The 14,053-nt window shown below is 73.0% G+C and carries 10 protein-coding genes; 3 read left to right on the forward strand and 7 right to left on the reverse strand.

Features of this window, described 5'->3' with window-relative positions; all coding sequences use genetic code 11:
• Positions 1–141: 141 nt before the first annotated feature.
• Positions 142–987 (reverse strand): TIGR03619 family F420-dependent LLM class oxidoreductase, encoded by an 846-nt coding sequence (locus tag ACH41F_RS18325; protein WP_391234262.1) that lies wholly within the window; start codon positions 985–987, stop codon positions 142–144.
• 142 nt (positions 988–1,129) lie between these two features.
• Between ACH41F_RS18325 and ACH41F_RS18330 the strand changes: the two genes are divergently transcribed.
• Positions 1,130–2,644, forward strand: a complete 1,515-nt coding sequence (locus ACH41F_RS18330) for a CehA/McbA family metallohydrolase (RefSeq protein WP_391234260.1) — start codon at positions 1,130–1,132, stop codon at positions 2,642–2,644.
• A gap of 65 nt (positions 2,645–2,709) precedes the next feature.
• Positions 2,710–3,102 (forward strand): nitroreductase/quinone reductase family protein, encoded by a 393-nt coding sequence (locus tag ACH41F_RS18335; protein WP_391234427.1) that lies wholly within the window; start codon positions 2,710–2,712, stop codon positions 3,100–3,102.
• Positions 3,103–3,146: 44 nt separating this feature from the next.
• Here ACH41F_RS18335 and ACH41F_RS18340 read toward each other — a convergent pair whose 3' ends face one another.
• The 6 genes from ACH41F_RS18340 to ACH41F_RS18365 all read right to left on the reverse strand — a co-directional run bounded on the left by ACH41F_RS18340 (position 3,147) and on the right by ACH41F_RS18365 (position 10,836).
• Positions 3,147–4,604, reverse strand: a complete 1,458-nt coding sequence (locus tag ACH41F_RS18340; protein ID WP_391234258.1) for an aldehyde dehydrogenase family protein — start codon at positions 4,602–4,604, stop codon at positions 3,147–3,149.
• On the reverse strand, positions 4,601–6,331 hold the full coding sequence (locus ACH41F_RS18345) for an amidohydrolase family protein (RefSeq protein WP_391234256.1): 1,731 nt from the start codon (positions 6,329–6,331) through the stop codon (positions 4,601–4,603). The genes ACH41F_RS18340 and ACH41F_RS18345 overlap by 4 nt, the downstream gene beginning before the upstream one ends.
• 122 nt (positions 6,332–6,453) lie before the next feature.
• Positions 6,454–7,572: an LLM class flavin-dependent oxidoreductase gene (locus tag ACH41F_RS18350; RefSeq protein WP_391234254.1), complete on the reverse strand. Its 1,119-nt coding sequence runs from the start codon at positions 7,570–7,572 to the stop codon at positions 6,454–6,456.
• A 121-nt stretch (positions 7,573–7,693) separates the two neighbouring features.
• Positions 7,694–8,464: an SDR family NAD(P)-dependent oxidoreductase gene (locus ACH41F_RS18355; protein ID WP_398836563.1), complete on the reverse strand. Its 771-nt coding sequence runs from the start codon at positions 8,462–8,464 to the stop codon at positions 7,694–7,696.
• Between the two features lie 11 nt (positions 8,465–8,475).
• Positions 8,476–9,459: an LLM class F420-dependent oxidoreductase gene (locus ACH41F_RS18360; protein ID WP_398836565.1), complete on the reverse strand. Its 984-nt coding sequence runs from the start codon at positions 9,457–9,459 to the stop codon at positions 8,476–8,478.
• Between the two features lie 123 nt (positions 9,460–9,582).
• On the reverse strand, positions 9,583–10,836 hold the full coding sequence (locus ACH41F_RS18365; protein ID WP_391234248.1) for an amidohydrolase family protein: 1,254 nt from the start codon (positions 10,834–10,836) through the stop codon (positions 9,583–9,585).
• 207 nt (positions 10,837–11,043) lie between these two features.
• Between ACH41F_RS18365 and ACH41F_RS18370 the strand changes: the two genes are divergently transcribed.
• On the forward strand, positions 11,044–13,998 hold the full coding sequence (locus tag ACH41F_RS18370; RefSeq protein WP_398836567.1) for a BTAD domain-containing putative transcriptional regulator: 2,955 nt from the start codon (positions 11,044–11,046) through the stop codon (positions 13,996–13,998).
• Positions 13,999–14,053: the final 55 nt, after the last annotated feature.

Here is a 14,053-nt window from a genome sequence, read left to right on the forward strand (position 1 = left end):
GCCGGTTCGGCGGGGTCGGGGGTCGTCCTGGGGGCGGTGGTGCGGTGCCGGGTGCGGGTGTGTCGTGGCCGGTCGCGCCCAGGCGGCGACAGCCGCACATCGACACGGCCCCGCGCCCCCGGGCGGCTCCGTCGCCCTCGGTCAGACGTACTCGGCGTATGCGTCCAGCACCCGCAGCACCTCCGCCTCGCCCGCCGGCGGCAGCTGCACCACGACCTCCTCGATGCCGAGGTCGGCGTAGTGCGCGAGCTTGCCCGGGGTGGGGAAGACGGCGTACGGGACGACCTGGAGGGCGTCCGGGTCGCGGCCCGCGTCCGCCCAGGCGGCGCGCAGGACCGGGAGCGACTCGGTCAGACCGCGCCCGCCGATCGGCAGCCAGCCGTCGGCGTACTCGCTGATGTGCGCGAACAGCTTGGGTCCGGCGGCCCCGCCGACGAGCGTGCGCGGTCCGACGACCGGGCCGCGTTGCTTGCGGACCGGCTTGGGGAACGCGAGCGAGGCCCGCACCCGGCCGAACTCGCCCTCGTACGCGGTCGGTTCGTCCTGCCACAGGGCCCGCATCAGCGCCATCCGGTCGCGGACCAGCTCCCGCCGGGTCCGCCAGTCCACGCCGTGGTCGGCGGCCTCCTCGACGTTCCAGCCGAAGCCGAGGCCGAGGGTGAAGCGGCCGCCGGAGAGGTGGTCCAGGGTGGCGATCTGCTTGGCCAGGTCGATCGGGTCGTGCTGGGCGACCAGCGTGATGCCGGTGCCGAGTCCGAGCCGTTCGGTGACCGCCGCCGCCTGGCCGAGGGCGACGAAGGGGTCGAGGGTGCGGCCGTACTCGGGTGGCAGCTCACCGCCCGCCGGGTACGGCGTCACCCGCTCCACCGGGATGTGGGTGTGCTCGGGCAGGTAGAGACCGGCGAACCCCCGCTGCTCCAGCTCACGGGCGAGCCGGGTGGGGGTGATCGTCTCGTCGGTGAGGAAGATCGTGGCGGAGATGCGCATGACCGCATCTCTACCGCGCCGGGTCCCAGATGTCCATACCGACTGGTCGGCATCGCGTGCGCGGGGAGCGGGGCCACGCACCGAACCGCCCTGATTCCCTTTTCTTCCACGGGAGTTCACCGCCATCCCCGACAGTGGAGGCATGTGTGAGGACGAGCGCCAGATCGCAAGACGCACACTCGTGACGGGCACCGCCGCCGCGCTCACCCTGGGGAGCGTGACCTTCGCCCCGGCGTCCGACGCGGCCGACGGGGACCGGCGGACGGTGACGATCCGTGGCACCCTGCCCACCGGATCCCCCGACTTCGTGTACGTGCCGGTCGAAGTCCCCTCCGGCGTACGGGAGATCAGGGTCGCCTACACCTACGACCGCCCCGCCGTCCCGGCCGGCACCGCCGGCAACGCCCTCGACATCGGCATCTTCGACGAGCGGGGCACCGAGCTGGGCGGGCGGGGTTTCCGGGGCTGGTCGGGCGGCGCCCGCACGGAGTTCTTCCTGCGCGCCGACGACGCCACCCCCGGCTACCTCCCGGGCCCGGTGCGCGAGGGCACCTGGTCGATCGCCCTCGGCCCCTACACGGTGGCGCCGCAGGGCCTGTCGTACGAGATCACGGTCACCCTGACCCACGGCGAGCAGGGCGCCGTCGTCGCGCCGGCCTACCCTCCCTCCCGCGCCAGGGGGCGGGGCCGCGCCTGGTACCGGGGCGACTGCCACCTGCACTCCTGGTACTCCGACGGCCGCCGCACCCCGGCCCAGATCGCCGCGCTGGCCCGCTCGGCGGGGCTGGACTTCATCAACACCTCGGAGCACAACACGCACGCGGCGCACGCCCATTGGGCCGATCTGGCGGGCGAGGACCTGCTGATCATGCTCGGCGAGGAGGTCACCACCCGCAACGGCCACGTGCTGGCCCTCGGCACCGACCCCGGCACCTTCGTCGACTGGCGCTACCGGGCCCGCGACAACCGCTTCGGCCGGTTCGCCCGCCGGATCCGGCGCTCCGGCGGCCTGGTGGTGCCCGCCCACCCGCACGCCACGTGCATCGGCTGCGGCTGGCGGTTCGGCTTCGGCGAGGCGGACGCGGTGGAGGTCTGGAACGGCCCGTACACGCCGGACGACGAGGTGGCCCTGGCCGACTGGGACGCCCGGCTCGTGGCCTCCGTGCGGGACGGCGGCCGGGCCTGGCTCCCGGCGATGGGCAACAGCGACGCCCACCGGGACCCGGACGTCGTCGGCCTCCCCCAGACCGTCGTCCTCGCCGACGACCTGACCCGCGAGGCGATCCAGGACGGCATCCGGGCGGGGCGGTCCTACGTCGCCGAGTCCAAGGACGTCTCGCTGACCTTCACGGCGTCGGGCGGCAAGGGCGAGCACGCCGGCATCGGCGACCGACTGACGGCCGCCCCGGACACCCCGGTCACGATCCGCCTGGAGGTCTCGGGCGCCCCCCACTGCACCGTCCGCCTCGTGACCGACCAGGGCGTCCTGCACACGAGCCCTCCCCTGCCGGCCACGGGGTCGGGCGTGGTGGAATGGCGCACCACACCCGCGCACGCGGCCTATGTCCGGGCCGAGGTGAGACACGAGGGAGCAGTGGGCCCGTTGCCGGGAGCACTGGCGGCCTTCACGAACCCGATCTTCCTGGGCCGGCGGTAGGAGGACCGCCGGGCCTCGGGGGCACCGGGTCCGCACCACCCGAATCTCCAGGAGACTCAGTGACCATGCCCCCTCGCCACGAGCGCAAGTACCGTGCCGTGTCCGCGTTTCAGCGGGTGCTCAACCCCGTGCTGCGCCGATTGCCCTTCCAGACCGTCCTGGAGACCACCGGACGTGTCTCGGGGCTCCCCCGCCGTACCCCGGTGGGCGGGCGGCGGGTCGGGGACTCCTTCTGGCTGGTCTCGGAGTTCGGCGAGCGTTCGCAGTACGTGCGCAACCTCAAGGCCGACCCCCGGGTCCGGGTCCGGCTGCGCGGCCGCTGGCACACCGGCACCGCGCATCTGCTGCCCGAGGACGACCCGGTCGCCCGGCTGCGCGGTCTGCCGAGGCTGAACAGCGCGGGGGTGCGGGTGATGGGGGCGGGGCTGCTGACGGTACGGGTGGACCTGGACGGCTAGGCGGCGCCTCCAGCACCTCCGGGGCCCGCACCCCCTGGTTCCCCTCACCCCGGCCAGACGATCGCCTGGACCTCGCTGTAGGCGTGGAGGGCGTAGGAGCCGACGTCCCGGCCGACGCCGCTCTTCCTGAAGCCTCCGAAGGGTGCCTCCATGTTCCGGCCGACGGTGTTCACGCCCACGCCGCCGGACCGCAGGCGCCGGGCCACGCGGAAGGCCCGGGCCACGTCCCCGGACCAGACGTAGTCGATGAGGCCGTAGTCGGAGTCCTGGGCGAGGGCGATGCCCTCCTCCTCGTCGTCGAAGGGGACCACCGAGACGACCGGCCCGAAGATCTCCTCCCGGACCACCCGCATCCCGCTGGTGCAGTCGGCGAGGAGGGTGGGGGCGACGTAGAAGCCGCGCTCGTGCGACGGCCGTTCGCCGCCCGCGACCACGGTCGCGCCCTCCTTGCGCCCGATCTCCACGTATCCCTCCACCCGCTCGCGGTGCTCGGCGGAGATCACCGGCCCGACGACGGTGTCGGCCGCCCGCGGGTCCCCCACCTTGAGGCGCCCGGCGTACGCGGCCAGCGCGTCCACGAGCCGCTCGTGGATGCCGCGCTGCGCGATCACCCGGGTCGGCGCGGTGCAGATCTGCCCGCTGTAGAAGGAGAAGGTGGTGCCGATGCCGGCGACGGCGGCGGCGAGGTCGGCGTCGTCGAAGACGAGGGCCGCCCCCTTGCCACCCAGCTCCATCAGCTGGCGTTTCATCCCGCGCCCGCACACCTCCCCGATGCGCTGCCCGACGGCGGTGGAGCCGGTGAAGGAGACCATGTCGACGTCCGGCGAGTCCACGGCGGCCTCGCCGACCGCCACCGCCCGCCCGCTGACCACGTTCACGACCCCGCGCGGCACCCCGGCCGCCTCCAGTGCCTCGGCCATCCGGTAGACGGAGAGCGGGTCCTGCGGGGCGGGCTTCACGACGACCGTGTTGCCCATGGCGAGCGCGGGGGCGATCTTGCCGGCCGGATTGGCCCAGGGGTTGTTGTACGAGGTGACGCAGGTGACCACCCCGACGGGCTGCCGGACGGCCAGCGCGCCCATCACCCCGGCCCTGCCCATGGGCCCGGCCTCGTTGATCTGCGGCGGGATCGCCCACTCGGCGGGCTCCACGCGCGCGTACCGCTGGAACCGGGCGGCCGCGACCCCGACCTGAAGGGCCCGTGCCGTCCCGGTGGTGGCGCCGGTCTCGGCCTGGGCCAGCTCGGCGTACTCCGTGAACCGCGACCGGATGACGTCGGCGGCCCGCGCGAGCAGCGCCGCCCGTTCCTCGGGCGCGGTCCGCGACCAGGGGCCGAAGGCCTCGCGGGCCGCCGCACAGGCCGTGTGCACCTGGTCCCGGGAGGCCTCCGGCGCCCACCCGACGAGCCCCTCGGTGGCCGGGTCGACGACCTCGTAGTGCCCGCCGTCGGGCTCGACCCACTCCCCGCCGAGGAACAGCCGCTGGCGGTGCTCCCGGGTCATGCGGTCGCCACCGTGCGGGTGTCCCGGCCCGAGCGCAGCACCCGGCCCGGCACGGCCCCGGTCGGCACGTCGTCCCGGATCGCCTCGACGCCGTTGACCCATACGGCCCGTATCCCGAGGGCCTTGGAGTCCAGTCGCGGGCTGTCCCCTGGCAGGTCGTGCACCAGGGTGGCCGTGCCCGCGTCGATCCGTTCCGGGTCGAAGAGCACGAGGTCCGCGTGGAAGCCCTCCCGGATCCGGCCGCGTTCCCTCAGCCCGAAGAGCCGGGCCGGGTCGTCGGTGAGCATCCTGACCGCCTGCTCCAGGGTCGTGAGCCGGCGCCCGCGCAGACAGTCCCCGAGGAACCGGGTGGTGTACGGCGCCCCGCACATGCGGTCCAGGTGCGCCCCCGCGTCGGAGCCGCCGAGCAGGACGTCCTCGTGCTGCCAGGTCTCGGCGCGCAGGGCCCAGGAGGCGGGGTCGTTGTCGGTGGGCATGGGCCACAGGACGGTGCGCAGGTCGTCGGCGGCGCAGATCTCCACCAGGCAGTGGAAGGGGTCCTGCCCGCGCTCCTCGGCGATGTCCCGGACCACCCGCCCGCTCAGTCCGACGTTGGCCTCGCTGTAGGTGTCGCCGATGACGTACCGCCCGAAGTTCGCGAGCCGGCGGAAGACCCCGGCCTCCTTGGAGTCGGCCCGGCGCAGCATCTCGGCCCGCACGTCCGGGTCGCGCAGGGTGGCGATCCGCTCCGGCACGGGCAGGCCGAGGACCGGTCCCCACCCGGGGATGAGGTTGAGGGCGCAGAAGGTCCCCAGCGACATGTTCATCGGCGTCAGGATCGGCATGGTGAGCGCGACGACCCGGCCGCCGGCCTTGCGGGCCCGCTCACTGGCGAGCAGCTGCCGGGGCACCCGCTCGGGCACGGAGGCGTCGATGGTCAGCACGTTCCAGTTCAGGGGCCGTCCGGCCGCCGCACTCATCTCCACGAACAGGTCGATCTCCGCGTCGCTGAACTGGTCGAGACAGCCGGCCACGATGGCCTCGATCTGCGTCCCCTCGTGCTCGCCGACGGCCCTGGCCAGCGCGATGAGTTCGGCCGGCTGCGCGTGCCGGGAGGCCACGGGGCGCCCGTCGCCGTCGGAGTGCGTGGACGACTGGGTGGTGGACAGCCCCCAGGCCCCGGCGTCCATGGACTCGTGGAACAGCCGCAGCATGGCGTCAAGTTGGCCCGGCGTGGGCTGACCGCCCACGGCGTCCGCGCCCATCACGTACCGCCGCAGCGCGCAATGCCCCACCATGAACCCGGCGTTGACGGCGATCCGCCCTTCGAGCGCGTCCAGGTACTGGCCGAAGGAACTCCAGCTCCAGGGCGCCCCCTCCTCCAGGGCGACCAGCGACATGCCCTCCACCTTGGACATCATCCGGCGCGTGTAGTCGGCGTCCTCGGGACGGTCGGGGTGGAGCGGCGCGAGGGTGAAACCGCAGTTCCCGGCGGCGACGGTGGTGACGCCGTGATTGAGGGAGGGGGTGGCGTACGGGTCCCAGAAGAGCTGGGCGTCGTAGTGGGTGTGGGGGTCGACGAAGCCGGGGGCGAGGACGAGTCCGGTGGCGTCTTCGGTGGTGCGGGCTTCTTCCGTGACCTGGCCGATGACGGCGATCCGCCCGTCACGGATGCCGAGGTCGGCGGTGAGGGCGGGGGCCCCGGTCCCGTCGACAACGGTCGCACCTTTGATGACGTGATCGAGCATGAGCGTTGCCTCCTTGAACTCCGGGCCTGTGCGGACACCTGGGGGCGCGGGGCTGTGTCAATGTGCAGCCACCGCCGCGTGAGCGCGACCAGCCCCCACACGCCCGCAGCCGCCCACGACGCTCAGACACCCCTCCGGAACCGCGTGGTCCTGTGCACGGGATCCGTGTCGATCTTCGGGATCACGTGCTCCCCGATGAGCCGGATCGTCTGAAGCGTCTCCTCCTTCGGCACCCCCACCGGCAACCCGAAGCTCAGCTGGTCCGCCCCGGCCTGCTCCCACCGCTTGCACTGCCGGGCCACCTCGTCCGGGTCCCCGCAGATCAGCAGTTCCTCCTCGATGAGCAGCTCCACGAACTCCGCGGTGTACTCCGGCAGCGTCTCCGGCCACTCGGGGAACCCCTCGGGCCGCGGGAAGGTGTCGTGGTAGCGGAACACCAGCGAGGGCAGGTAGTGCAGCCCGCCGTTGACGGCGATCTCGACGGCCTCGGCGTGGGTGGGCGCGCAGATGGCCGTGGTCGTGACCATCACGTTGTCGTTGACGAAGTCCCCGATCGGCTCGGCGTTCACGACCGCCGTCTTGTACTGCTCCAGCACCCACTCCATGTCGGAGACCTTCTGCACGCTGAAGCCGAGGACCCCGAGTCCCTTCTTGGCCGCCATGGCGTACGACGGCGGCGACCCGGCGGCGTACCACATCGCGGGGTGCGACTTCCCGTACGGCTTGGGCAGCACCTTGCGCGGCGGCAGCTGCCAGTGCTTGCCCTGGAAGCCGACGTACTCGTCCTGGAGCCACATCTTGGGGAACTCGGCGATGGTCTCCTCCCAGATCTCCTTGGTGTGGTTCATGTCGGTGATGCCGGGCAGGAAGCCGAGGATCTCGTGCGACCCCGCGCCCCGCCCGCTGCCGAACTCGAAGCGGTTGCCGGTGAGATGGTCGAGCATGGCGACCTTCTCGGCGACCTTCACCGGGTGGTTGACCTGGGCCAGCGGGTTGAAGATCCCGGAGCCGAGGTGGATGCGTTCGGTGGCGTGGGCCAGGTAGCCGAGGAAGACGTCGTTGGCGGAGAGGTGCGAGTACTCCTCCAGGAAGTGGTGCTCGGAGGCCCAGGCGTACTTGAACCCGGACTTGTCCGCCTGGATGACGTACTCGGTCTCCTCCATCAGCGCCTTGTGCTCGGCCAGCGGATCGGTCTCGGCGCGCTTGCCCACGTATCCCTGTACAAAGAGCCCGAATTCCAAGGCGGTTCACCCTCCCCAGTCATTTCTGACGCTCCGTCAGATTCCTGATCTGCCGCCGACTGTGGCACCGGGCGCAGACAGCGTCAATAGCTGACGACCGGTCAGCTGCGCCCGGCCGGAGTCACAGGACCGAGACCCCCGCGAGCCAGCCCCCGTCGATCACGAAGGGCTGCCCTGTGATGTACGAGGAGTCGGCGGAGGTCAGGAACAGCGCGAGCCGCGCCACCTCCTCCGGGCGCCCGATCCGGCCCAGCGGTACGACCTTGCGGTAGAAGCGGTCCAGCCCCCGGGAGGCCTGTTCCCCGTCCGCGGTCGGGTCCAGGACGGCCGGGTTGGACATCGCGGTGTCGATCGCCCCCGGGCACATGGCGTTGACCCGGATGCCGCGCGGTGCCAGCTCCAGCGCGGCGACCCGGGTGAGCCCGAGGATCGCGTGCTTGGAGGCGGCGTAGGCGCCCACGCCCGCCATCCCGGTCATCCCGGTGTAGGAGGCGGTGTTGACGATCGTGCCCCCGTCGGACAGCACCGGACCCACGGCCTTGATCCCGAGGAAGCAGCCGACCTGGTTGACGTTCACGATCTGCATGAACTCGTCGAGCGGCGTGTCGAGGAGGGTGTGGAAGCGCAGGATCCCGGCGTTGTTGACGAGCCCGTCGAGGCGGCCGTACTCCTCGACGGCGGCCTGGGTCGCTCGCCGCCAGTCGGACTCCTGGCTCACGTCGAGGTGGACGTAGAGCGCCCCGATCTCCTCGGCGAGTGCCTTGCCCTGCTCGTCGAGGACGTCGGCGACCACGACCTCGGCGCCCTCCGCCCGGAACAGCCGTGCCTCCTGCTCTCCTTGTCCGCGCGCCGCCCCGGTCACGATCACGACGCGCCCGTCCAGCTTGCCCATGCGATGGCTCCTCACAGCCGGGGTCCGACGTTGGCGCCGAACGCCGCGATCTGGTCGGTGAGTTCGGCGCGGCTGCGGCTGCGCAGCCGCACCTGGATCTGGTGCACGCCCATCGCGCGGTAGGCGCGCAGGGACTCGGCGAGCTGCTCCGCGGACCCGGTGAGGGTCCGGCGTCCGACGTCCCAGGCCGGCTGCCCGACGTAGAGCGGCTCGGCGATGGCGCCGACGGTGAACGGGGCGTCGAAGCCCGCCTGTTCGCGCAGTCGGCGGATCGTGGCGATCTGTGCGGGCAGCCGGTCGCGCGGGTCGCCCTGCGGCAGCCAGCCGTCCCCCTTGAGGGCGGCCCGGCGTACGGCGGCGGGCGAGGAGCCGCCCACCCAGATCGGCACCCGGGGCTGGGCCGGCCGGGGCCGCTGCCCGAGCCCCTCGAAGTCGTACAGCTTGCCGTGGTGCTCGGGGAACTCCTCCGGCCCGAGGCAGGCCCTGAGGGCGTCGACGGTCTCGTCGAGCACGGCCCCGCGCCGGCGGAAGTCGACCCCCAGCGCCTCGAACTCCTCCTGCACGTGCCCCGCGCCGACCCCGAGGGTCAGCCGGCCGCCGCTGAGGTGGTCGAGGGTCGCGTACTGCTTGGCGGTCAGGAGCGGGTGCCGCAGACCCACCACGGCGACATGGCTGAGCAGTCGTACGCGCTCGGTGACCGCGGCGAGGTGGGCGAGGGTGGCGACGGGGTCGTACCAGACGGTGCTCATCGCGGGCGCGAGGCGGCGCGGCACGGCGACATGGTCGCAGACGGCGACGTAGGCGAACCCGGCGTGGTCGGCGGCCCGAGCGACATAGACGAGGTCGGCGGGGTCGCCGGCGGTCTCCCAGGGCTCGGTGTAGAGGGTGCTCTGGGACTGGATGGGCAGCTGGATGCCGTACCGGAGCCCCTGGGGAGGGGTCGGGGCGGCGGGGGCGGGACGGGGGGATTCATCGGTCGTGCGGTGAGGCTGCATGGCACTCCCAGCCGACTTGACGGACCGTCAGTTCTGGCGGCGGTGTCATGGTGCGGCGCGCCAGGGCAAATGACAAGGCGTGCAAGGGCCCCGCACCCGTCGGCCCGGGCACGCCCGACCTCCTCACGTCCCGGACCACAGCCCTTCCGGCGTGAGGCCGAGCAGGTCGATGGCGTTGCCGCGGACGATCTTCTCGACGACGTCCGGGGGCAGGTGGCCCATCTGGGCCTCGCCGACCTCGCGGGACCTGGGCCAGGTGGAGTCGGAGTGGGGGTAGTCGGTCTCGTAGAGGACGTTGCCGAGGCCGATGGCGTCGAGGTTGCGCAGGCCGAAGGCGTCGTCGAAGAAGCAGCCGTAGACGTGGTCGGCGAAGATCTCGGACGGCGGGCGGTGGACCTTGTCGGCGACGCCGCCCCAGCCGCGGTTCTCCTCCCAGACGACGTCGGCGCGCTCCAGGATGTAGGGGATCCAGCCGATCTGGCCCTCCGCGTACATGACCTTGAGGTTCGCGAAGCGCTCGAACTTGCCGCTCATCAGCCAGTCGACCATCGAGAAGCAGCAGTTGGCGAAGGTGATGGTGGAGCCGACGGCGGGCGGGGCGTCGGCGGAGGTGGAGGGCATCCTGCTGGAGGAGCCGATGTGCATGGCGATGACGGTGCCGGTCTCGTCGCAGGCGGCGAAAAAGGGGTCCCAGTCGTCGGTGTGCACGGAGGGCAGGCCCAGGTGCGGGGGTATCTCGGAGAAGGCGACCGCCCGTACGCCCCGCCTTGCCATGCGGCGGACCTCGGCGGCGGCCGCCTCGGCGTCCCACAGCGGGATGAGGGTCAGCGGGATGAGCCGCCCCCGCGCCTTCGGGCCGCACCACTCCTCCACCATCCAGTCGTTGTAGGCCCGCACGCACAGCAGGCCCAGCTCGCGGTCCGCGGCCTCGGTGAAGGTCTGGCCGCAGAAGCGCGGGAAGGTGGGGAAGCACAGGGCGGACTGGACGTGGTTGACGTCCATGTCGGCGAGGCGGGCGGGAACGTCGTAGGAGCCGGGGCGCATCTGCTCGTAGGTGATGACTTCGAGTTTGATCTCGTCCCTGCTGTAGCCGACGGCGGTGTCGAGGCGGGTGAGGGGGCGGTGCAGGTCCTCGTAGACCCACCAGTCGCCGATCGGTCCGTCGTCGCCCGGCCGGCCCATCACCGGCTTGAACCGGCCGCCGAGGAACGTCATCTCCTTCAGCGGGGCGCGGACCGTGCGGGGGCCGATGTCCAGGTACTTCTTCGGGAGCCGGTCCTGCCAGACGTGCGGCGGCTCCACGGTGTGGTCGTCGACGGAGATGATCTTCGGGAATTCCGGGGTGGTTTCCGGGGCGCTTGCCGCGATGGTCTCCATGGCGCCCACGGTAGCGCCGATCTGACGGTCCGTCAGCTGGCGGGACGGTGCCCGGTGCTGGTGGTTCCTGTGCGGAAGTGCGCGAAGTACGGCGGCAGCCTTTGGCCGTTCCCGCGCGTCCGCCTGTGATCGCGCTCTCCACAGCTGACGCATCTGCCATGAACAAGGCAAACTGGCGTTGTTGCTCACTGTGTCTAGGGGGACGCGATGGACGGTGTATCGCGGGTGCCTGCGCAGCGGCGTCCCGGCTCCTCGGCGGAGTCCGGACCGCCGCTGTGCTTCGGCGTGCTCGGACCGGTGCGCGCCTGGCGCGGCGAGGAATCCCTGCCCACGGGTTCGCCGCAGCAACGGGCCCTGCTGGCGGCGCTGTTGCTGCGGGAGGGCCGTACCGCGACCGCGGCCGAGCTGATCGACGCCCTGTGGGGCGAGGAGCCGCCGTCCCAGGCGCTGGCCGCGCTGCGGACCTACGCCTCCCGGCTGCGCAAGGTCCTCGGCCCCGACGTCCTGGTGAGCGAGTCCGGCGGCTACGCGATCCGCTCCCTCGGCGAGGGCGCCCTGGACCTCGCGGTGGCACAGGAGCTGGCCACCGAGGCCGAGAAGGCGCGCGGCACCGGTGATCTGTGCCATGCGCGGGAGGTGCTGGGGCGGGCCCTGGCCCTGTGGGACGGCGAGGTGCTGGCGGGCGTGCCGGGCCCGTACGCCTCCTCGCAGCGCGTCCGCCTGGAGGAGTGGCGCCTGCAACTCCTGGAGTCCCGCCTCGACATGGACCTGGAACAGGGCTGCCACGCGGAGGCGGTCTCGGAACTGACGGCCCTGACCGCCGCCCACCCCCTGCGGGAGCGGCTGCGCGAGCTGCTGATGCTCGCCCTGTACCGGTCCGGCCGTCAGGCGGAGGCGCTCGCCGTGTACGCCGACACCCGCAGGCTGCTCGCCGACGAACTGGGCGTGGACCCGAGGGCGGGCCTGCGCGAGCTCCAGCAGCGCATCCTGCGGGCCGACCCGGCGCTCGCCGAACCCCCCTCCCCGCAGCCGGAACCCGCGGTCGCCCCCGTCCGCCCCGCCCAACTCCCGGCGACCGTACCCGACTTCACCGGGCGCGCGTCCGTCGTCGCCGAGCTGGGCGAGGTGCTCGCCGGCGCGGAGGGCCGCGTGATGGCGCTCTCGGCCCTCGCGGGCATCGGCGGCGTCGGCAAGACCACCCTGGCCGTCCACGTCGCCCACCAGGTCCGGTCGTCCTTCCCCGACGGCCAGTTGTACGTCGACCTCCAGGGCGCGGGCGCCCGGACCGCGGATCCGGAGACGGTCCTCGGCACCTTCCTGCGGGCCCTGGGCACCGCCGACTCGGCGATCCCCGACTCCCTGGAGGAACGGGCGGCGCTGTACCGCTCGGTCCTGGACGACCGCCGCGTCCTGGTCCTCCTCGACAACGCCCGCGACGCGGCCCAGGTGCGCCCCCTGCTCCCCGGCACGGCGGGCTGCGCGGCCCTGGTCACCTCCCGGGTACGGATGGTGGACCTCGCCGGGGCGCACCTCGTCGACCTGGACGTGATGTCGCCGGACGAGGCGCTGGCCCTGTTCACGAAGATCGTCGGCGAGGAGCGGGTGGGCAGCGAGCGGGAGGCCGCCCTCGACGTCGTCGCGGCCTGCGGCTTCCTCCCGCTGGCCATCCGCATCGCGGCGTCCCGCCTGGCGGCGCGCCGCACCTGGACGGTCTCGGTGCTCGCCGCGAAGCTCGCCGACGAGCGCCGCCGCCTGGACGAGCTCCAGGCCGGTGACCTCGCCGTCAAGGCCACCTTCGAACTCGGCTACGGCCAGCTGGAGCCCGCCCAGGCCCGCGCCTTCCGCCTCCTGGGCCTCGCCGACGGCCCCGACATCTCGCTGTCCGCCGCGGCCGCCGTACTCGATCTGGACCGGGAGGAGACCGAGGACCTCCTGGAGTCCCTGGTCGACACCTCCCTCCTCGAATCCGCCGCCCCCGGCCGCTACCGCTTCCACGACCTGGTCCGGCTCTACGCGCGTGCGTGCGCGGAACGCGACGAACGGCCGCCGAGCGAGCGGGGCGCGGCCCTGTCGCGGCTGCTGGACTTCTACCTGGCCACGGCGGCCGGGGTGTACGGGATCGAGCGGCCCGGGGACCGGCTGGTGGAGCATCTGGAGCCGACCGACCATCCGGGGCTGACGTTCACGGACCGGCACCGGGCCCAGGACTGGCTGTACTCGGAGGCGAACTGCCTCCTGGCGTGCGTGCGCCAGGCCGTCGCCGGTCCGCAGCTGCGGCGGGCCGTCGACCTGCTGTGGGCCGCCAAGGACCTGGCCGAGTCGGGGGCCAACTCACGGGAGTTCGGCGCGGTCGCCGAGGCCGCGACGACGGCGGCCCGCGAGGCCGCCGACCGCCACGCGGAGGCCCGCGCCCGGGTCACCCTGGCGGACAGCCACCTCGCCGGCGGGCGTTTCGACCAGGCGGACCAGGAGGCACGGCAGGCCACGGCGCTCGCCCGCGAGTCCACCGACCCGGTGCTGCGGTGCTGGGTGCCCAACCTCCGGGGCGCCATCGCCTTCTACCAGAACCGGCACGTCGAGGCCGCCACGCACCTCACCGAGGCCATCTCCAGCTTCCAGGAGGCCGACGACCTCCCCGGTGAGGCCAGCGCCCTGTGCAACCTCTCCAGGTCCCACCTGGCCGTGAACCACACGCACAGCGCCATCGAGCTGGCCCAGCGGGGCACGGACATCTACGACCGTCTCGGGCACTCCCTGCGCGGGGCGAACGGCCGGTACGCCCTCGGGCTCGCGCTGGCCCAGGCGGGGCAGCTGGCGGAGGCCGCCGAGCGGCTCGGCCAGGCGCTCGAGGTCTTCCGGGACAGCCGTCAGCGCCTGTGGGAGGGCATGACGATCTTCCGGATCGCGGAGGTCCGGATGGCCGAGGGCCGACTCGCCGACGCCGCGGCGCTCGCCGAGCAGTCGCTGGCCGTGCTGCGCGGCATCGGGGGCGAGTGGCGGCGCGGCAACATCCTCACGGTGCTCGGCCGCGCGCTCGCCGGGATCGGCCAGACCGGACGCGCCCGGGTCTGCTGGCGGGACGCCCTCGGCATCTACGAGGCGTTGGGCTCCTCGGAGGCCGAGGAGGTACGCGCGCTGCTGGCTCCCGTCCAGGCTGCCTGAGCCCCAGGTCGGAGCCGTTCATCATTCGTTTATCGCATCCCGTCACCCTGAGGTT

Origin of the sequence: Streptomyces sp. NPDC020489, from assembly GCF_044386545.1 — a bacterium.
Lineage (GTDB): Bacteria > Actinomycetota > Actinomycetes > Streptomycetales > Streptomycetaceae > Streptomyces.